Here is a 19287-nt window from a genome sequence, read left to right as displayed (position 1 = left end):
GGTCAAGCCGCCCTGAGCGGTCCGGCCGTGGCCAGCAGATCGCGGTAGGTGCTTTCGGTGGCGGCGGCGACCCTCTCCCAGCTGTAGCGGGTCAGGACGCGCCGTCGGCCCGCCCGGCCGCAGGCGGCGGCCGTCCCGGGGGCGGCGAGGAGCCCGGCGACCGCCTCGGCCAGGGCCGCGGGGTCCCCCGGTGGCACCAGCCGGCCGGTCTCGGGGTCGACGACCGTGTCGCGCTGACCGCCCACGGCGGTGGCCACCACGGGTGTTCCGCAGCTCATGGCCTCGAGGGGCACGATGCCGAAGGGCTCGTAGTCTGCGGGGCACAGGACGAGGTCGGCGGCGCGCAGCAGGGCGGGTACCTGTTCGGGTGGCAGGCCGCCGGTGAATCGGACCCTGTCGGAGACCCCCGCCCGGCGGGCCAGGGCCCTCAGACGGCGTACCTCCGGGTCATGGTCCGCCAGGCCGGGCGGCGGCCCGCCCACGATCAGCAGGACGGCGTCCGGCAGCAGGGGGAGGGCGGCGAGGGAGACGGCGGCCCCCTTCCGGGGCACCAGACGGCCGATCTGCACCAGCAGAGCCCGGTTCGCGGGTCGGCGCACGGTGGGCCCGCTGGGGGTGAAGAGCCGTGGGTCCACACCGCAGGGCACGACGGTGATCCGGTCCGTGCTCAGGCCCATGTCGGCCAGTTCGGCGACTTCGTCCCGGCAGGTGGCGATGATGCGGTCACAGCCCTCGCCGACCTTCGTCTCCCACGCGACGCGGTCCGGCGGGCTGGTGTCCGTGTCCTTCTGATGGCGCCGCTTGACGGTCCCGAGCGCGTGGTAGGTGTGCGCGAGCCGCAGTCCGAGGGCCCGGGCGGCCTGCAGCGACGCCACCCCGGACATCCAGAAGTGGGAGTGGACGATATCGGGCGGGGCGATCCGCCACTCGTGTTCCAGGTGGTTTCCGAAGTCGGGCATGTACGGCAGCAGGTCGTCCTTCGGCAGTGGCCGGGCCGGGCCCGCGGGCACATGCCACACCTCGACGCCCGCGTGGATCGGCACCGTGGCGGGCAGGTCCGGCGCGTCGCGGCGGGTGTAGACCCGAACGCGGTGGCCGCGGTCGGCGAGGGCCCCAGCGAGGCGGGCGACGTGCACATTCTGGCCACCGGCGTCCACTCCGCCGAGCGCGGCGAGTGGGCTGGCGTGCTCCGAGACGAGCGCGATGTCCAGTGACGCGCAGGGGCGGTCGTACTGGGGTGTCATCGGGTCACCTCCGTTATCAGCCGCTCCCAGTCGTCGAGGAAACGCTTGATCCCGTACCGGTCGAGAGCGGCCCGGCGGGCCCGCGCCCCGTCCTCGGCCGCGGTGTCCGGGTCGTGCAGGTAGGTCCGCGCCGCGCGGGCGAGGACCTCGGGGCGGGTGGACAGCACTCCCGCGCCGTCCGGTACGGCCTCGACCACCTCGGTGGTGGCCAGGGCCACGACGGGCATGCCCAGGTGCATGGCTTCCAGCAGGGACAGCCCGAGCGAGGTCCAGCGCACGGGATGCAGATACAGACGGCGGCGTGCCATGGCGGTGTGCAACTCGGCCTGGGGCAGCTCCCAGGTACGGCAGAGGCCGCCGGGCAGGGCGAGGTGGCGGGCGAGTCCTCGGGCGGCCATGCCGAAGACGTCGAGCGGGGCGGCCTTACTGAGGGCGGGCAGCAGATCGGTGCCGGTGTGGCGGCCCCGCCGTATCGGTTCGTTGACCACGACGGCGGCGCGTTCGTACTCCCCCGTATAGCGGTGTCCGGGGTCCATGACGCCGTGCTCGACGACGACGGTGGGGGCGCGTCCGTTGTCCCAGAAGAGCCGGTTGAAGTGGGTGACGTGGACCAGGGTGAGGTCGTCTCGCTCGGCGCACGGGTGGCGGGTGCCGGGGACGTCTCCGTCCGGGGCGTTGTGCTCGACGTAGACGGCGGGCACCTCGCGTCCCGGTCGGCGGCCCCCGAGCCAGCGGCGGGCGAGCCCGGGCTCGTGGGGCCGCTGGAGGACGATCAGGTCCACCGGGGTCTCCGTCAGCTCTTCCGGAGTGATCTCGGTGACGGACTCGGGCCACGGGAAGGTCCGGGCCCGGCCGCGGCCGTCGGGACCGCGGCCGGGGAGGACGGGCACCAGATAGCGGTGGGGGCCTTGTACGAAGGCCGTGGTCCACGAGCCGTGCACATGCCACAGAAGGATGTTCATGCCGTCGTCTCCAGGGGGCGGTCGTCGGCCCGGCCGGTGGCGATCAGCGCGTCCACGGCGGCGAGGACCTCGGCGTCGGTCACGGAGTCCAGGCAGGGGTGGCCCGCCACGGGACAGACGCGGGCGCGGCTGCCCGCGCAGAGCGCGTCCTGACGCCCCAGCAGCCGGTGGGCAACGCGATAGGGGGCCCAGCGTTCGGCGGGCACCACGGGTGCGAAGAGACAGACGATCGGGGTGCCGACGGCGCTCGCCAGATGGCACGGGCCGGTGTTGCCGGTGACCACCGCGTCGGCGCCCGCGAGGATCCCGGCGAGTTCGCCGAATTCCGTCCGCCCGCCGAGGTCCAGGGCGGTTCCGTGGGCGACCTGAGCCGTCAGTTCCTTCTCGGCCGGCCCGCCGGTGACCACCACCCGGTGGCCGGTCTCCCCCAGGGCGGCCACCGCCCGCGCGGCGCGCGCCGGACTCCAGGCGCGGGCGGGAACGGCGGCACCGGGGTGGACGACCACATAGGGATCGGTCCCGGTGAGCGGGGCGGTGTCGGGAAGGGAGGTCACGCCCAGCCGCCCCGTGTCACCGGGCGGCAGGGCGAACCCGGCCGCCTCGGCCAGCTCCAGCGCCGCGCGTGCCTCGTGGCGGTGCGCCGCGCGCCGGTGCCGCAGGTCCAGCAGGCTGCCCGGATAGTGCTCGCTGTCCGCCGCGACCCAGGGGATTCCGGCCAGCTTGAGCAGCAGCGCGGCCGGAAGGGGACTTTGATGGTGGGAGGCGAGGATCAGGGCGCGGTCGAAGCGTCGGGCTGCCAGCGAAACGATCAGGGCCTCGGTGGTCTCTCGCCGTACCGGCGGGGCGTCGAAGCCCACCCATGGCGCATCGTGGACCAGCACCTCGTCGACTCCGGGGAGGAACCGGGCGGCGGGCTCGCCGAGCGGACCACACAGCATCCCGGTATGGCGGGAGGCGGCGGCGACGGCACGCACGGCCGGCCCGGCCAGCAGGACGTCACCGGCGCTGTCGAGCCGTACGACCAGGGTGCGCGGCCCGGCGCCCGGCGGGTTCAAGGGCCGCCTCCCGAGTCTTCGGGGCCGCCGAGCAGCGCCCGTACCGCGGTGAGGAGATCGGGTGCGGTGTGTTCCACGGCGGCGGTCTCCTCCGGCCGGGTCACCGGGGTGGGGACGAGCACCCCCGTCGCACCGGCCGCTTCCGCCGCGTCGATGTCCGCGCCGATGTCCCCGAGCACCAGGGTCGCGCGCGGATCGACGTCCAGGGCGGCGCAGGCGGCGTGGACGAGACCCGGGGCGGGTTTGCGGCACCCGCAGCCGTCGTCGGGGCCGTGCGGGCACACGGCCCACACGTCAAAGGGGCCGAGCAGTTCCTCGACGCGCCGCCGCACGGCCTCGACCGCGCCGGGGCTGAGCAGTCCGCGGGCGATACCGGACTGGTTGGTGACCACACCGACCGGTATCCCACGGGCCCGTACGGCGTCGATGGCGGCGCGGGCGGAGGGCATGAGCCGCACCCGGTCCGGATCGCCGTTGTACGGCAGATCTTCGACCAGGGTGCCGTCGCGGTCGAAGAGGACCGCCGCCGCGGGGCCCGTGCCACGGGCACGGGTGCGCGAGCCGTGCCGCTCACCCTGGGTGAGCAACCACGGCCCTTTGCACACGGACGACGCCTCGGGGACGTCCACGATGGACACGGGCCCCGAGTAACCAGGACATACCGTTATCAAACGGTGCCAAGCGCTACGCATGGTCCACCGTCGCGGTAGGCACCGCCGTGCGGGCGAGGCGGGCGGCCGCGCGGTGGCGTATCAGGCCCGCCACCCGGTGCGCCGTGGCCACGGGCGGGATCAGGGCACTGGTCAGGACCATCGTCACGATCTCGGCCCGGGTGCGGGGCCCCGGCAGGACGCGGGCCAGGGCGAATTCGGCGGTGCCGGCCAGCCATAGCGCCGCACCGCCCGCGGCCGGCCACCGGCTGCCGGTCGCGGCGCCGATCACGGCGGCGGCCCCGGCCGCGGTGATGGCGAGATGGCGGCGCCGACGGCCGCGCGGAGCACCTGCTCGGGCCCACCAGTCGCGCCCGTGGACCCTGGCCATCAGCGCGTCGTCCGCGTTCCCCGCCTGGGTGCGGACCGACACCCAGCGGTCTGCCGGGCGCACGGGATGGGTTGTCCGGCGCGAGCCCGTGGACAGCCCCCACCCGGCCGCCACGATACGCAGCGCGAGGTCGGCGTCCTCTCGGAAGGCGCGGGGGAACCGCTCGTCGAAACCGCCGACGGCCTCCAGCGCGGCCCGCCGGTACGCCATGTCGGCGGTGATCCAGCGGGCGGTGGCGAGCCCCGCGGTCATCCGCTCCCAGTCCGTCGGCCTGCGGTCATCCGGCAGCGGTACGGCGATCCGGCCCTGGCTGCCCGCGACGCCTGGCCCGGCCGCCGCCAGATCGGCGGCAAGGTCGTCCGCCCAGGTGGGGTCGGGGACGACATCGTCGTCGAGGAAGACGGTCCAGGGCTCGGGGGCGGCACGCCAGCCGATGTTGCGCGCGGCGGCGGGCCCGGCGGCGCACCCGGGCGTGATCTCCACCAGGGGCGCCAGTTCGTCGGGGACCGCGACGGGCAGCGCCGTGCAGTCGTCCAGCGGCCGGTCGTCGACCAGGACGATGCGCCGCGGCGCCGGCCCTTTGGTGTCGGCGAGGGCGCGCAGGGTCACGTCCAGGCTCGGCCGGCCCAGCGTGGGGATGACCACGGCGTACTCGGGTGTGGCGGTCCGCTCTGCCGCTTCCGTCATGGCGGGCTCCTCCCTCGACAAGTGGTCCAGGTAACGCGGGCAGCCCGCTCAGGTCCCCTTCCGCGGCGCCGTATCGGTGCGGCCGCCCGCGAACAGGGCGCCGCGGCGGATCACGAACGGCCCGATGGCCAGCAGGTCGACGGGGGCGGAGCCGAAGCATTCGAGAGCGTCACGCGGATCGTCGACCATGGGGCGGCCGGAGGTGTTGAGACTGGTGTTGACGACCACGGGCAGCCCGGTGCGCCGTTCGAACGCCGTGAGCATGCGGGCCACCAGCGGTTCGGCCGCGGCGTCGACGGTCTGGATGCGGGCCGTACCGTCCACGTGCACCACGGCCGGTATGCGATCACGCCACTGCGGGGCGACACCGTGGACGAAGAGCATGTAGGGGCTGGGCAACGGGCCGTCGAAGATCTCGGGCGCGCGCTCTGCCAGCACCATCGGAGCGACCGGCCGGAACTGCTCCCGCCCCTTGACGTCGTTGAGCCGCTCCAGGTTTCCGGACCTGCCGGGGTGGGCGAAGAGCGAACGGTGGCCGAGCGCCCGCGGCCCGTACTCGGAACGCCCCTGGAACCATGCGACGATCGCGTCGTCCGCGAGCGCCTCGGCGACCGTCTCGGCGACATCGGCCGGACGTTCGAAGGGCACGGCCGCCGTCTTCAGCCACGCCTCCACTTCGGCGTCCGACCAATGGCGTCCCAGGTCCGCGCCGGTCATCGGCCCCGGCCGGTCGCCGGCCTCGGCGGAGAGCAGCAGCGCACCGCCCAGCGCGGTGCCCGCGTCACCGGCGGCGGGCTGGACCCAGACCCGGTCGAACTGCCCCTCACGGGCGATGCGCGAGTTGGCCACGCAGTTGAGCGCCACTCCCCCGGCCAGGGTCAACACCCGGTCGTGGGTACGTCCGTGCAGCCAGCGGACCAGGTCCAGCAGCGTCTCCTCCAGACACGCCTGGACGCTCGCCGCCAGGTCGGCGTGCGCCTGTGACCACGCCTGGCCGGAGCGGAGGGCGGGGCACAGACCGGCCCATGGCACACCCGTCGCGTGGAAGCCGCCGTCACCGGTGGCGAACACATAACGGCGCAGCTCGGGGAGCATCCGGGGGGTGCCGTACGAGGCGAGGGCCATGACCTTGTACTCGTCGGAGGAGCGCAGGAAGCCCAGGTGTTCGGTGAGTTCTTCGTACACCAGCCCCAGGGAGTGCGGCAGTTCCTGCCCGTACAGCGGCTCCAGCCGGTCGCCGGTACGGCGGGCCGCCAGATGGGAGGTGGCTTCGCCCCGTCCGTCGAGAACGAGGACGGAGCTGGTCTCGGCGCCGGGCGCGGCGAGGGCGGAGGAGGCGGCGTGGGCCATGTGGTGCGGGACAAAGCGCACAGCGTCCGGGTCGAGCCCGGGGAGGGCGGTGTGCAGGAAGCCGGGGGCCTGGCGGGCGTAGGTGAGCCGGAGGTGGTCCCAGGGGTCGTCCAGACCCATGGTCGCGGCGGGCCGGGCCAGGGCCGGGTCGAAGGAGTAGGCGACGGCGTCCAGGTCCTGGGGGCGCAGGCCCGCCTGTTCCAGGCACCACACGGCCGCCTTCTCGGGGAGTTCCCAGGCGGAGAAGGGAACCGGGCGCTTGCCGTGCTTGCGCCGCGAGAACCGTTCCTCCTCCGCGGCGGCGACGGTGCGTCCGTCGACGACGAGGGCGGCGGCCGGATCGTGGAAGAGGGCGTTGATGCCGAGGATGCGCATGGGTGGGGCCTTTCCGTGGCTCCGGGGCCGCTGGGGAAACGCGTACGGTGCAGGCGGGATACGGGCGGGTGCTCAGGCGGCGGCCCGCGCGCGGAACCACTCGATGGTGCGGGCCAGCCCTTCGTCGGCGGAGACGGCCGGCGCCCATTGCAGCTTGCCGCGCGCGAGGGTGATGTCCGGGCAGCGGACGGCGGGGTCGTCGGTGGGACGGCCGATGAACTCGACGGTGGAGCGGGACCCGGCGAGCTGGATGATCTTGTGTGCGAGATCCAGCATGGTGATCTCGTCCGCGTTGCCGATGTTCACCGGTCCGCGCAGGTCCGACGCCGCCATCGCCAGAATGCCGCGCACGGTGTCGTCGATGTAGGCGAGGGAGCGCGTCTGCGTGCCGTCGCCGGTGACGGTGAGCGGTTCCCCGGCCAGCGCCTGACGGATGAAGGTGGGCACGGCTCGTCCGTCATGGCCGCGCATCCGCGGACCGTAGGTGTTGAACAACCGGACGACGGCGGCATCCGTACCGTTGCTTCCCGCCTCCGCGATGGTCAGTGCCTCGCCGAAGCGCTTGGCCTCGTCATAGACACTGCGCGGACCCACCGGGTTGACGTTGCCCCAGTAGCGCTCGTTCTGCGGGTGCTGCTGGGGGTCGCCGTACGCTTCGGAGGTCGAGGCCAGCACGAAGCGCGCCCCGTGGCGGCGGGCCAGGGCCAGCGCGTTGCGAGTGCCGAGGCTGCCGGTCTCCAGGGTGTGCAGGGGCAGTCGCAGATAGTCGGCGGGCGAGGCCGGTGACGCGAAGTGCAGGACGAGGTCGGCGGGCCGTTCCACGTCGAAGGGCTCGGTGACGTCCCTGCGCAGCAGGGTGAAACCGGTCCGTCCCTTCAGGTGGGCGACATTCTCCGGGGTGCCGGTGCAGAAGTCGTCCACACAGGTGACGGTGGCTCCCCGAGCGAGCAGTGACGAGCACAGGTGCGAGCCGACGAACCCGGCCCCGCCGGTGACGACGGCGTGCGCCCAGGAGCGGGCGGAGGCTGCGGAGCCACTGGTCACCATGGCCATTCCCTTCCCTTCACGTCCCTTCACGCATGGGACCCCCGGATACCCGTACAAATGGGACGCAATCAGGACATGCCCGATACGCGGACCGCTCTGCCTCCGCTTCCCCGTCCGCACCGATCACGGGACGGGGGCCGGCTCCTCGACGTGTGGAGCCGGCCTCGGGGAGGGGAGTGCGGACTCGGGCACGTGGGCGGCTACGGGCTTCGTTCCGGAACGGAGCGCCGTGCGGCGAGTGTGACCCAGCGCGCCCGCCCCGATCACCGTAACGATGAGCAGCCCGCCGAGGACAAGGGCGCCGCGCGGCCCCGCCCACTCCATGAGCAGGCCGAGCAGCGGAGGGCCCGCCAGGCCCCAGCCCGTCTGCGCGGTGCGCCACACCCCCAGCACCCGTCCGCGCATCCCCGGCGGCGGATCGGTTTGCAGCACCGTGGTCCCGGCGGTGTCGAAGAGCGACTCCGCGACGGCCATCGGCGCCGTGACCACCAGCAGCACCACCAGGGTGGGCGAGAGCCCGGCGACGACCTGCAAGAGCGCCCCGACCGCGGCGAACGCGCCGATCAACTGTACGGACGGCCGCTGCATGCGCCCGGCCAGGACGGCGCCCAGGATGCCGCCGACGGCCAGCACGGTGGCGACGGTCCCGAACTGCTCGTCGCTCCCCGCCAGCGGTCCCGTGACGAGCACCGCCAGCGTCAGCCCGTAGTTGCGTCCGAACATGGCACTCACCGCGGTGACCACCGTGAGGGCGACCAGCCGTGGCCTGCCCATGAAGTAGGCCAGTCCCTCGCGGGCGGCGGCCACGGGCCGTCGCGCCCGCCGGTCGGGTTCGGCCGGGGCCTGTCCGTCCACCGGACGGAGGAAGGGGATGACGGCGGCCACGAAGAGGAAGGACAGCCCGTTGGCCGCGTAGGCCGCGGCGGTGCCGAGCGCCCCCACCGCGACCCCGGCACATGCCACCCCGATCAGCCGCCCCGCGCTGTGCACCACCGAACCCAGGGCGATCGCCGAGGACACGTCCCGGACGGGTACCAGTTCGTTGCCGAGCAGGGCGCACGCCGGCCCCTCCACGGTGGCCACCAGCCCGGTCAGTGCGGAAAGGACCATGAGCGCGGCGACGTCGAGCAGGTCGAACGCGACCAGGACCGCCGTGGTGAAGGCGATGGCCGCCAGCGCCACCTGGCTGACGGCCGCGGTGAGCTTGCGGGGCCAGGCATCCACCGCCGCTCCCCCGACCAGCCCGAGGAGCAGTCCCGGAGCCGCCTGCACCGCCAGCGAGACACCGGTGGTGGCGGCGGATCCGGTGATGTGCAGCACCAGCAGGTTCTGCACGGTCAGCTGCATCCACGTACCGACGTTCGACACCAGGTTCGCCGCCGACCACCACCGCATGCCGCCGTGCCGGAGGCAACGCCAGGGGGAGCGCTCGCTCTGCCCGGCCGAGGGTGGTGCGGGACGTTCGGGAGATCGAGGCTCGGGTATCGAAGGCAAGGAGGAGGTCACGCAGGCAGGCCGAGGGTGAGGAGATGGACGGATAGGGAAGCCCCATCAGGGGTCGGCTGACCACGGCGACACTGCTACGGCCCAGCGACCGTCCATGCTCACAGACGAACCCTCCGGGAGGAGACCCGGCCGCCGGTGGCCTTCCTCACACCCGGAAAGCACAGCCCCGGCCAGAAACCACAGAGCCCGCCCGAAAGCGCCCCTCAGCTCACGTACCGCCGCGCCGTCGAATTCCGCTGTGTTTCGTCCAGCAGCCGGAGCCGGTCCTCGATCTCCGCGGGGACGATCCTGCGCAGCGCCAGTGTCCGGGGAACACCTGCCGCCGCCTGGAGGAATCCGCGCAGGCTCGCCGTGTCCCGGGGGACCGTGCGGGCCAGGAAGAAGGTGCGGCGCACGGCGGCGGGAAGCGGTCGGCGCTGCCAGGTGAACCACAGAGTGTTGCGCAGGCCCCGTACTCGCCTGGCCACTGGGTCCCGGATCACAGAGGGCGCGTGGTGAGCCGTCATCTCCGGAATGTAGGCGAGCCACCAGCCGCGCACCGCCAGATCGGTGGCGAGCAGCTCCTCTTCGCCGTCCAGCCACAGCCGCGGCGAGAAACCGCCGACACTGCGGAAGGCATCGGTGCGCACACAGGTCGCGGCGGCGATGAAGGAGCCGAGGGCCGGGCCCGGCAGCCACGGCGGCCCCGGTACGGGTGAGGAGCGCAGCTCCGCCACGATGGGGTCCTCGGTGCCGGCGGGCTCCACGAGGATGCGGGCCGTGACCGTGGCGAGGAGCGGATGGCGGTCGAACCGATCCACGGCGGTTGCCAGAGCGCCGGGCTCCCACCACGAGTCGTCGTCGCAGAAGGCGGTGTACGGGGTGCGCACCTCCCTGACGGCCACGTTCCGGCCGAGTGCCCCGAGGTTGCGGCTGAGGCGCAGCAGCCGTACGCCGCCGTGCAGACGGGCTACCGCGTCGGCGGTCCCGTCGGTGGAACCGTTGTCGGCCACGATCACGGGCGGCCGTTCGGGCAGTTCCGCCAGCCGGTCGAGCGTATGCAGCAGCTCGACGCGCCGGTTGCGGGTGATGATGACCACGGTGATCCGATCGCCGGTCAAGGCCCGCTCCTCGCGCCGCTCGTACGCTCTCGTCGGCCCTCGGGCCACGCGGCCGTCGAGAGCACCCGCGCCAGCCCCGCCGTCCCGTCGTCCCGGGTGTCATGGAAACGCGCGTCCAGGAACTCCTCCCGGCGCCGCTCGGCGAGATTCCGGCCGTCGCCCAGGCACCAGGACCACCACCGGTCGAGTTCGGCGCGCACGCACTGGCCGGCGCCCAGCGTCGCGGGCCAGGAGAGGGCCCGGCCCTGCGCCGACACCTTCGCCCCACCGGCGACGGGGTCGACGGCCAGCGCCGGAACGCCCGCCCGCAGGGCCAGTACGAGCCCGTGCAGACGGTCGGTGACCACCAGGTCCAGCCGGCCCACCACCGACTCGAACTGTCCCGCCGTCGTACACAGCCGCCAGTCGTGCGCGTCGAGCCGCGTGGTCAGCTCCAGACATGCGCAGTCCTTGGCCGCCAGCCACCGGGTCAGCGTGGCTGCCACCTCCGCGTGGCGGCGCGCACCCGCGTACTCCCCCTGCCCATGGGTGAGGACCACCCCGACGACCGGGGCACCGGGGCCGGTGGGAGCGGCGGCGGCCAGGTCCGGTACCGGACGGACACCGCCGGGGGCGTCACGGGACAGGACGTGGTGGAAGCCGGTGACAGCCGGGGCGGAGCCATCGATCACGGACGTGCCGACGGCGATACGCACACAGGAGGGAAAGCTCCGGTGCAGTTCCTCGACCTGGGGCCCGTGCGCGGGGCCGCAGAGGAAGACCAGATGGGTATAGAGATGTCCGGCCGCCTCGGACAGGTGCAGGGCGTCGGGCCGGTAGCCCGCACTCCAGGCCACGTCGTACGGGATTCCGAGGTGGTCCAGGCAGGCTCGGATTCGTCGCAGCGCGAGCGCGTCGCCCGCGGTGACCTCACCGTCCGGGAAGCTGAACCAGCCGGTGAGCAACACTCTCCCGGGCATCGCCACCTCGTGCTCGACGGCCATCGAGCCTCCCGCCACCTCGTACTCGACCGGGGTGGTGGTGGGCGGCGCTCAGTGCGTGCGCACTCCCCTCCGCCCACCGTCGCCCGTCCTCGCGGCCGGGCTACTTGCCCTTGAAGACGGCCTTCTGCACCTCGTCCGGGCCTTCGAAACGGCCCTTCTTGAGATGCGCCAGCTGATCGACCAGTTGCCGGTCCGCACCGTTGTCCTTGGCCCGCTCGACCAGGGAGTCGCGGTCGGCCGGATAGTTCGCGTCCTTCAGGGCCTTCTGGAGGTCTGTGGGGTTGGGCTTGGCCACGGCGCATCCTTCCCTTCGCACTTCTCGGGTTTCGCTGCCTCCACCGCCACGGCACTCGATCGGCCGTGCCTTGTGCCCCCGGGTAACCCGCCGCTATGGGAGCCAACCAGTCATAGCCATCCAATTGCCATGTATTGGTGAAATGAGCCAGATGGCCGCTTCGCCGGACATCCGGACGCACCGGGGCGACCCGCTCCCAGCGCGGCCACGCCGTCTTCCCGAAGCCTGCTCGCCGGGGCCCGAGCCGGTGCGCACGAAACCCTGCCGGGCACTTCCGGTAGCCGCGTGCGACGAGGGTGGGGCGCCGGGCAGCACTTCACCGCCCTGCTCACGATCCGGCCCCGGTCCTTCGCCTTCCGCCTTCACTACCCGGATGACCCCCTGTGCCGGATTCACCCGTATGGTGGCATTCCACCGCAGCCCGGCAGGAGAGGAACGGCTTCGTTGTCAGGGAATCTGTCATCCATCATCGCGGCCACGGCTCAATGGCTGGTCCGGGCCTACCCGGCGGCCGGAGGAACGATGAATGCCGCGCTCGCCGAGGCCCAGGCCCGGCAGGCCGTGACCGTGGCTGCCTGGCTTCGCTATCCAACAGTGACGGAGTCCGCACTCGTAGCGATGGCAGGGCCGGGCGGCTCCGCCCGGCTGGAGTGGCTCCTGGGCACAGAGCCGCTCGAGGTGGATGGAGCGGACATCGCCTGGCGCACCTGGGTGGACGAGGTCGTGGCGAGCTGGGCGGCGGCCCTGCTCGCCTCGCCCGCCCTGGCAGACACGGCCGTGGCGGCGCTCGCCGACTGCGAGCACACGGCCGCCTCGCCGGTCGATTTCCGGCGCCTGACGGCTCCCGATGAGTTTGACCGGAAGGCCGCGCCGCTGCTGCGCCACCCGGATCTACTGGCACCGGTCGCGGACCTGCATCACGCGCAGTTGCTCGAGCGCCTGCACAGCGACCCCGTGGGCGCAGGCTGACGAGGCACGGGAAGGTCGTGCCCCCTGCGCCCTCCCGCCTTCGCCTTGGTCAGCCGTCCTTACCCATGGCCTTGCGGACGCTGTCACGGGCGCGGTCGATGACAGCCGCCACCGGGCCCGCCGCGATGTTCTCCGCGGCGGTCTCCACGCCCGGATGCGGATGAGTGGGAGCCATGGCTTCGGCTGCCTTGACCATCTTGGCCATGGCGGCGAGCTGCCCGGCATCCGTGCGTCGCCGCAGCTGCACGAATTCATAGCGCTCCTCGGCGCGAGCGTGCGCCATGACCTCGGTGCGCAGCTCCCTCAGCAGCGGCAGGAACCCGGCGTCCGCGGTGTCCATCCCGTCGAGGCGGCTGAGCTTCTCCTTGGCCTGCTTCTCTTCCCGCAACCGGTCCTCGACCACCCCTTCGCCGCCGTCGAAGGACCGGCGTGCCACAGGGTGCACCACTTCCTCCTCCGCCGTCTCATGGACCGCCAGCATCCGGACCAGGCGGCGGAAGGCGTCCCGCCGGTCGTCCCCCGTGACCCGCTCCACCTCGTCGAAGAGGTTGCGGATCTCGCCGTGCTGACGCATCAGGAGCGCCACCACATCGTCCATGCCGTCGGCGGCGTGGCGCTGAGTGCCATCGGTCACGATGTCCTCCAGAGGCCGGGGGTGGGGTCAGTCGCGCGAGCGCTGCGACGGCGCGGGGTGCTCGCCCTCGGTTTCCAGCCGGTACTCCCGGCCGAACATCTCGCGGTGCCGCGCCATCACGCGCTTGCTCGGCGGCTGGTCGCCGTTGTTGAGCTGAGCCTGCATGGCCTCGAAACGCTCGTGTGCCTCCCGTACATAACCGGTGCCGAGGGTCGTGAGGTCCATCTGGGTGGCCAGCAGCTCACGGACGTATTGCTTATTGGGCTCGAAGGTGAGCACGTTCGGCAGCTCCCGGCCGACGACCTCCTCGGGCTCGCGGCCGTCGTTGCGGCGCATCAGATCACCGGCGATGCGCAGATGCTCCAGCTCCATGTTCAGGTGCAGCTCCCAGACGGCCTTCACCTTGGGATCGGGCTCCTGCTCCATGAAGGAGTGGTAGAGGTAGCACTCGTTGTACTCGTGCACGACCAGCCGCTCCCACCAGGTCTCGCCCGGATCGACCAGGGACTCGTAGTGGGTGACGTGCTCTTCCTCGATCAGCCCGATCTCCTGGTAGAGCTGTCTGGCGATCGGCTCCATGTACTGCGGGCCGACGTTCATGTAGAAGTTCATGGTCTGCTGCTCAGCCGCCATGATCGTCAGCGCGTGCAGCTTGGAGATCGGGTCGGCCCGCGTCCGATCGTAGGGCTCGCGGACGTTGTCCGCCGGGTTGCGGTGGTGGTATTCCGTCGGACGGCCCGGCATGACTTCGGTCAGCCCCTGGACGATCTCCTCGGCCTTCCGGTGTTCGATCATCTCGTACAAGTTCGCGTACCGGTACAGATGGTCGAAGTCCTCCAGCACACCGAACTGGTACGCCTGCGTGAGGTACGGATCGGGCTCCATGCGGGCCACCCAGGCGGTGAGGTCAACCGCCACCTGCTCGTAGGCGATCGTCGTCTCCAGCACCGAGGCGACCCCCGGCAGCAACCAGTTCACCGCCTTCTGCTGCTGCGCCTCGACATAGCGGGTCCGAGCCAGCTCCCGCTTCACCTCGAGGTCCGGACAGTGGCGCGCCATCTGGTGGCTGAAGAGGATCGCCTCGATCTCGATGCCGTTCATGGCGATGATGCGGCACCGGGTGTACGGGTCGCAGCGATCCGGGTCGATGGGGGCGACGTCCAGCTCACGCCAGGTGCGGACCTGGCGGTCGAGGGGGATGCCGCGCTGCTCCAACGGGTTGAACGACATATGAGCTCCTATGGTCACAACAGTTCTGTTCTTACCGCACCGATAGTCCCGTCATGTCGCTTATTGACCACTTTCACCCCGTTGCCGGTTCATCGTGTCGAGGCACGGTCGCGTCAATTGAGGCATATTTGCGTCAGCCGAATGAGAGCGCTGACGCGCCTGTTCACCTCACGGGAGGCGATGATCTCGGCGATGGGCCGCAAGATGCCCGCCGACTGCGAGTCGGTCCTGGACGAGGCCGGAGTGATCGGGGCCCCGGTGCGGGACGCCCTGGATGTGCTGGTGGAGCGGTATACGGCGCTGGGGCAACTGTGGGGTGTGGTCTACGTCGAGGAGGATGTGCCGGGGGTGCCGGAGCTGTCGCAGGCGGCGGATGCGGTGGTCGAGCGGATCACGGCGTTCGTGGCCCGGGGGCAGCGGGAGGGTCTGTTCCGCGCGGACATACCGGCCACGTGGCGGGCCTGGTGGGCGTTTCCCAGCCCAGGGCGACACGGATCCACGTCTTGATCGCCGAGCGTGGCATGGGCAGTGGCGGGACTGCAGAATGTGCCAGGGGGGAGAAAGAAGGTGCCCCCATGACCACGCACGCTCCCCACACCGACCACTCCCACCATCATGGAAGCGGCTGCGGCCACGTCGCACTCCCGCACGACGACCACACCGACTACGTCCACGACGGCCATCTGCACCGGACACACGACGACCACGTCGACGAGTGCGAGCCCAGTGGCCATACCGTCCACGAAGGCCACGACCACCAGCACCGCGACGACTGCGGACATGTCGCCGTACCGCACGGCGACCATGTGGACTACGTCCACGACGGCCACCGCCACGCCCAGCACCAGGGCCACTGGGACGACCACTGACCGTGCCCCTGGCCGGCGCCACGGTCACACGCCCGCGACCCTGCTCCGGGGACGCGCTGTGATGAGCACCGGAGGTGGACGGTGGTGGCGACGGACAGGATGGCGACGCTGAGCGGCAATCGCGGCGCGACGTAGCTGCGACGTAGCGCAGATTCCGACACGCGGTCCCAGATCCTCGGCCAGTGCCCCGAGTTCCACGGCTGCAGACCACCCTCAGGGCTCCGCGCCCGGAACACGGAAAGCCCCGGGCCGACGGCCTGGGGCTGCACCCGTGTGCCCGCCTTTCACCGGCCCGGCCGGGTCACCACCGCATCGTTGTACGGGTCCTTGGGCGCGGGGACGCGCTTGACAGTCGTGGCGTCCAGGGCCGGGCTCGCGTCGTCCGTCCCGACCTTGCCGGTGGGGTGCCACGTACCGGTGACGGTGACCCAGGCGTCGGCGGGCGGCGCCGCGGCCCCGTGCACCCGCACCTTGCGCACCGTCGCGTCGGCGGCACAGCAGCTGATCGCCAGGCGGCTGACGTACCAGGTGCCGTGGTGGCCGGGGGTGACGAAGCCGGTAAGGCGGACGGTGTGCCCCCTGAGGGTGCCGTCGGTGTCCCAGACCGCGCGGGAGCTGAAGTCGTTCAACGACATCTCGACGATCCCGTTCCGCGGGAGGGCGGGGAAGAGGCTGTCTCCGGCGGTGGGGGCCTTGGCCTTCGCCTCGTCACGGGCGGCGGTGTACGAGCCGAGAGCGGGTGGCGCGAGGAACAGGATGGTCAGCGCCGGTACGTACAGCAGCCAGGCGATCCGCGGCCCCTGAGAGTGATCGTGGCCGTGGCCTTGATGGTCACCGCGGTCGTGGTCCGTACGCGGGCGGTTGAAGGGAAAGCCGTCGCGGGCGGCGCTCACCGCGCCGAGCACGATCAGTAGCACTCCCGAGGCGATGAGCGCGGGCCGCAGGCCAGGGCGCACATAGCGCAGATACAGATCGGTCAGCAGCGAGATGTGCAGCAGACCGACGCCGGTGAACAGGAGCAGCAGCACCTGGATGTTGCGTTTCACAGCAGCCACCACCCCACCAGAGCACTGGACAAAACCGCCACGACCCAAGTGGCCGACGAGAAGCGCAGGGCGAAGGCCCGCCCGAAGGTGCCCGACTGCAGCGCGATCAGCTTCAGGTCGACCATCGGGCCGACCACCATGAAGGCGAGCCGGGCGCTGGGCGAGAACCCGGTGAGCGAGGCGGCGACGAACGCATCGGCCTCGGAGCACACCGCGAGGACCACCGCCAGCACCCCCAGCATGGGCACCGACAACCACACCGAGTCGGAGAAGAGCCGCAACACGGAATGCGGCACCGTGACATTGAACGTGGCCGCGGCCGCCGCGCCCACCACGAGGAACCCCCCGGCGTGCAGGAAGTCGTGCTGGAGCGAGACCCGGAACTCCTCGGCCCGGCTCACACCGGCGGTGTGCCCGGTGGGCCCCTTCGGGGCGCGCAGCCACTCCTCTCGGCCCAGACGGAGCCACAGCCAGCCCATCACCACAGAGGTCAGCAACGAGGCGACGAGACGGGCCGCGACCATCCAGGGATTGCCGGGAAAGGCCACGTACGTCGCCATCAGCACGATCGGGTTGATGGCAGGGGCCGACAGCAGAAAGGCCAGCGCCGCCGCCGGGGTCACCCCGCGCCGCATCAGACTGCCCGCCACCGGAACCGACGCACACTCACATCCCGGCAACACCGCCCCGGCCATCCCCGCGACCGGCACGGCGAGCGCCGGGGTGCGCGGCAGCACCCGGGTGAACACCCAGGCCGGTACGAAGGCGCTGATCGCGGCCGACACCAAAGTGCCGAGCAGCAGAAACGGCACCCCCTGGATGACGATCGCGGTGAACACCGTCCGCCACGCCGCCACCGCCCGGTTGTCGAGCCCAGCGGAGATCCCGGGCCCCAGCACGATGGCGACGACACCCAGCACCGCCACGGGCAGCCCCGCGATCAGCGCATGAGAGGCGACACGCACGGCCGCACGCAGGCCACCGCGCCCGTCGGGATGCGCGGCCGACGGCGCCCGGTCATGGGCAGGGCTCTCGGGCAGCGGTGGCGCGACCCCGACATCCCTGTCCACTACGCCTCCCCTCACACAGGACTCTTCGTCACGACGACATCCGCAGCCACACCCTAGCGGCGGGGCTCATGCGCCACGTCTCACCGCGGTGTTCGATGCGCAGGCGTTGAGGTGTGTGCGTTCCTCCCTGTCCGGCATGGGGCCGAGCGCGCGGTGGCGCCGGGCGGCGGGACCCGTGCCGCGTCGCCCGGATCCCGCCACACTAGCCAACTGAAATGCTCTTCAAAAACGCGGGCCCGTGTCTCACGGCGCCGCGGGCAGGCCGGGTCCCGCACAGCGCACATCCGCCGTTGGCGCGGCCCCGTCGACGAGGTAGGCGGCCGTGGCGTCGTCCACGCAGGCGTTGCCCCGGCTGGCGAACACCCCGTGCGAGTAGTCGTTGTCGAGCGTCACCAGGCGCGAGCCGGGAAGCAGGCGGCGCAGCTGGCGGGCCCCCTCGATGGGTGTGACGGGGTCGTGGGCGGAGGCCACCAGGAGAACGGGCGGGGCGTCGGGGCTGCCGAGCGGGGTGCGGCGGGCGGGGTGGTGGTGCCAGTAGGCGCAGGTGGATGCCTCCATGCCGGTGAGGACCGGCTGGGGGTCGAGGTGTCGCGTGCGGCGGATGTCGGCCACGATCCGCCGGGGTGTGGGGCCGGGGCCGTCGGCGCACTTGACGATGCGGTTGGCGGCTTCGTAGTTGCGTGAGTCCGGGCCGGCGAAGTCCTCGGCGGGACGGAGCCCGTCAGGAGCGCCCTCGCGCAGGTAGGTTCGCAGGCCGTCGGCGAGACCCGCCCAGCGTTCGGTGCGGCCCAGGGCGCGGTACACGGCCCGGTCGAACTCCGCGGGGCCGAAGCCCTCCACGGGGTCGGCGGTGAGGTGGTCGCGCACCCGCAAGTAGGCCCGGCGTACGGCCGCCGCACCCTCGCCCAGGCGGAAGCGGTCCGCGTGGGCGGCGGTCCAGGCGAAGAAGGTGTCACGCTGCCGCAGCAGTGCCCGGCTCTGGATCACGTCGAAGTCGTACCAGTTCCAGGGGCCTACGGCGCTGTCCAGGACCATCCGGCCCGTGCGGTGCGGGAAGGCGGCGGCGTAGGCCGCGCCGAGGTAGGTGCCGTAGGAGACACCGAGGAAGTTCGTCCGCCGTTCGCCGAGTGCGGCGCGTATCGCGTCCATGTCCCGGGCGGTCTGCTCCGTCGACAGGTGCCGCAGCGCTTCGCCGGCGCCCGCCGCGCAGTCGTCGGCCAGGTCGCGCAGTGACGCCAGGTGGGCCCGCTCGGCCGTCGGGCCGACAGGCACGGGGTCCGCGTCCGGGGCGGCGAAGAGACCGCCCATCGGGCCGCAGTCGACGGGGGCGCTCTGCCCGACACCGCGCGGGTCGAAGCCGACGACGTCGTACGAACGGCGCACACCCACAGGGAGTTTGGCCCGTTTGGTGACCGCATAGGGGAGCCCGGAGCCGCCCGGCCCACCGGGGTTGACCAGCAGAATGCCGCGCCGCTCGGCGGGTGCCCCCGAGGCCCGGACGCGCGAGACGGCGATCTCGATACGCGGCCCACGAGGGCGGTTCCAGTCCAGCGGCACGCTCAGTCGCCCGCATTCGACGCGCTCCGGTGCGGGCGGCTCGGGCACGGACTCGGGGCAGGCCCCGAAGCGGAGTGCGGATGCCGAACCGGCGGAGTGCACACGTACGGCGGACTGCGCGGGCGCTGCGGGGGCGACGGTCGCGGCGATGGCCGCCAGGGCGCACAGCAGGGCCGTGCGGTGCGTGGGTGAGCTCACAACGATTTCTTCCTCGGCATGCAGGGAGTCAGATGACAATGAAAACGATTATCGATAACGTGGCCGCCA

Annotated in this window: 19 protein-coding genes; 3 read left to right on the top strand and 16 right to left on the bottom strand. The window is 72.2% G+C overall.

The window, feature by feature from the left end:
• Positions 1-2: 2 nt before the first annotated feature.
• From BLV72_RS31910 to BLV72_RS31860, 11 genes are all read right to left on the bottom strand, one after another.
• Positions 3-1244, bottom strand: a complete 1242-nt coding sequence (locus tag BLV72_RS31910; RefSeq protein WP_093466632.1) for a glycosyltransferase — start codon at positions 1242-1244, stop codon at positions 3-5.
• Positions 1241-2206: a glycosyltransferase gene (locus BLV72_RS31905; RefSeq protein ID WP_093466630.1), complete on the bottom strand. Its 966-nt coding sequence runs from the start codon at positions 2204-2206 to the stop codon at positions 1241-1243. The genes BLV72_RS31910 and BLV72_RS31905 overlap by 4 nt, the downstream gene beginning before the upstream one ends.
• Complete coding sequence (locus BLV72_RS31900; protein WP_093466628.1) at positions 2203-3261, bottom strand: glycosyltransferase family 9 protein; 1059 nt, start codon at positions 3259-3261, stop codon at positions 2203-2205. The genes BLV72_RS31905 and BLV72_RS31900 overlap by 4 nt, the downstream gene beginning before the upstream one ends.
• Positions 3258-3899, bottom strand: coding sequence for a D-glycero-alpha-D-manno-heptose-1,7-bisphosphate 7-phosphatase (locus BLV72_RS31895; protein WP_425288408.1), 642 nt, complete (start codon positions 3897-3899; stop codon positions 3258-3260). The genes BLV72_RS31900 and BLV72_RS31895 overlap by 4 nt, the downstream gene beginning before the upstream one ends.
• 46 nt (positions 3900-3945) lie before the next feature.
• Positions 3946-4989: a glycosyltransferase family 2 protein gene (locus BLV72_RS31890; RefSeq protein ID WP_093466624.1), complete on the bottom strand. Its 1044-nt coding sequence runs from the start codon at positions 4987-4989 to the stop codon at positions 3946-3948.
• Between the two features lie 48 nt (positions 4990-5037).
• Positions 5038-6714: a carbamoyltransferase family protein gene (locus BLV72_RS31885; protein ID WP_093466622.1), complete on the bottom strand. Its 1677-nt coding sequence runs from the start codon at positions 6712-6714 to the stop codon at positions 5038-5040.
• A gap of 72 nt (positions 6715-6786) precedes the next feature.
• Entirely contained in the window at positions 6787-7761 is a 975-nt protein-coding gene (locus BLV72_RS31880) for an NAD-dependent epimerase/dehydratase family protein (RefSeq protein ID WP_093470668.1), read from the bottom strand.
• Between the two features lie 123 nt (positions 7762-7884).
• Complete coding sequence (locus tag BLV72_RS31875) at positions 7885-9255, bottom strand: MFS transporter (protein WP_093466620.1); 1371 nt, start codon at positions 9253-9255, stop codon at positions 7885-7887.
• Positions 9256-9470: 215 nt separating this feature from the next.
• Entirely contained in the window at positions 9471-10367 is an 897-nt protein-coding gene (locus tag BLV72_RS31870; protein WP_093466618.1) for a glycosyltransferase family 2 protein, read from the bottom strand.
• On the bottom strand, positions 10364-11350 hold the full coding sequence (locus tag BLV72_RS31865) for a polysaccharide pyruvyl transferase family protein (protein ID WP_093466616.1): 987 nt from the start codon (positions 11348-11350) through the stop codon (positions 10364-10366). The genes BLV72_RS31870 and BLV72_RS31865 overlap by 4 nt, the downstream gene beginning before the upstream one ends.
• Before the next feature lie 100 nt (positions 11351-11450).
• Complete coding sequence (locus BLV72_RS31860; protein WP_014056611.1) at positions 11451-11645, bottom strand: DUF2795 domain-containing protein; 195 nt, start codon at positions 11643-11645, stop codon at positions 11451-11453.
• A 444-nt stretch (positions 11646-12089) separates the two neighbouring features.
• On the opposite strand from BLV72_RS31860, the gene BLV72_RS31855 reads away from it, so the two are divergent.
• Positions 12090-12614, top strand: coding sequence for a hypothetical protein (locus tag BLV72_RS31855; protein WP_093466614.1), 525 nt, complete (start codon positions 12090-12092; stop codon positions 12612-12614).
• Positions 12615-12663: 49 nt separating this feature from the next.
• On the opposite strand, the gene BLV72_RS31850 is transcribed toward BLV72_RS31855, so the two are convergent.
• Both BLV72_RS31850 and BLV72_RS31845 read right to left on the bottom strand, forming a co-directional pair.
• Positions 12664-13212 (bottom strand): hemerythrin domain-containing protein, encoded by a 549-nt coding sequence (locus tag BLV72_RS31850; RefSeq protein ID WP_093470667.1) that lies wholly within the window; start codon positions 13210-13212, stop codon positions 12664-12666.
• Between the two features lie 63 nt (positions 13213-13275).
• The gene (locus tag BLV72_RS31845) at positions 13276-14478 is read right to left on the bottom strand and encodes a hypothetical protein (protein ID WP_093466612.1); all 1203 of its coding nucleotides are present in this window, start codon (positions 14476-14478) and stop codon (positions 13276-13278) included.
• Positions 14479-14619: 141 nt separating this feature from the next.
• Between BLV72_RS31845 and BLV72_RS51155 the strand changes: the two genes are divergently transcribed.
• Positions 14620-14985 (top strand): hypothetical protein, encoded by a 366-nt coding sequence (locus tag BLV72_RS51155; RefSeq protein WP_093466610.1) that lies wholly within the window; start codon positions 14620-14622, stop codon positions 14983-14985.
• A gap of 68 nt (positions 14986-15053) precedes the next feature.
• The gene (locus BLV72_RS31835; RefSeq protein WP_093466608.1) at positions 15054-15347 is read left to right on the top strand and encodes a hypothetical protein; all 294 of its coding nucleotides are present in this window, start codon (positions 15054-15056) and stop codon (positions 15345-15347) included.
• A 284-nt stretch (positions 15348-15631) separates the two neighbouring features.
• Here BLV72_RS31835 and BLV72_RS31830 read toward each other — a convergent pair whose 3' ends face one another.
• The 3 genes from BLV72_RS31830 to BLV72_RS31820 all read right to left on the bottom strand — a co-directional run bounded on the left by BLV72_RS31830 (position 15632) and on the right by BLV72_RS31820 (position 19218).
• Positions 15632-16393 carry a TIGR03943 family putative permease subunit gene (locus BLV72_RS31830; protein WP_093466606.1) on the bottom strand — a complete coding sequence of 254 codons (762 nt, stop codon included), beginning with the start codon at positions 16391-16393 and terminating at the stop codon, positions 15632-15634.
• On the bottom strand, positions 16390-17463 hold the full coding sequence (locus BLV72_RS31825; protein ID WP_093466604.1) for a permease: 1074 nt from the start codon (positions 17461-17463) through the stop codon (positions 16390-16392). Before BLV72_RS31825 ends, BLV72_RS31830 begins: the two co-directional genes overlap by 4 nt.
• A gap of 243 nt (positions 17464-17706) precedes the next feature.
• Positions 17707-19218: an alpha/beta hydrolase gene (locus BLV72_RS31820; RefSeq protein ID WP_093466602.1), complete on the bottom strand. Its 1512-nt coding sequence runs from the start codon at positions 19216-19218 to the stop codon at positions 17707-17709.
• Positions 19219-19287: the final 69 nt, after the last annotated feature.

It is taken from the genome of Streptomyces melanosporofaciens (assembly GCF_900105695.1).
Lineage (GTDB): Bacteria > Actinomycetota > Actinomycetes > Streptomycetales > Streptomycetaceae > Streptomyces > Streptomyces antimycoticus.
The sequence above is the reverse complement of the archived record's forward strand: the minus strand, read 5'-3'. Positions and strand labels throughout refer to the sequence as shown.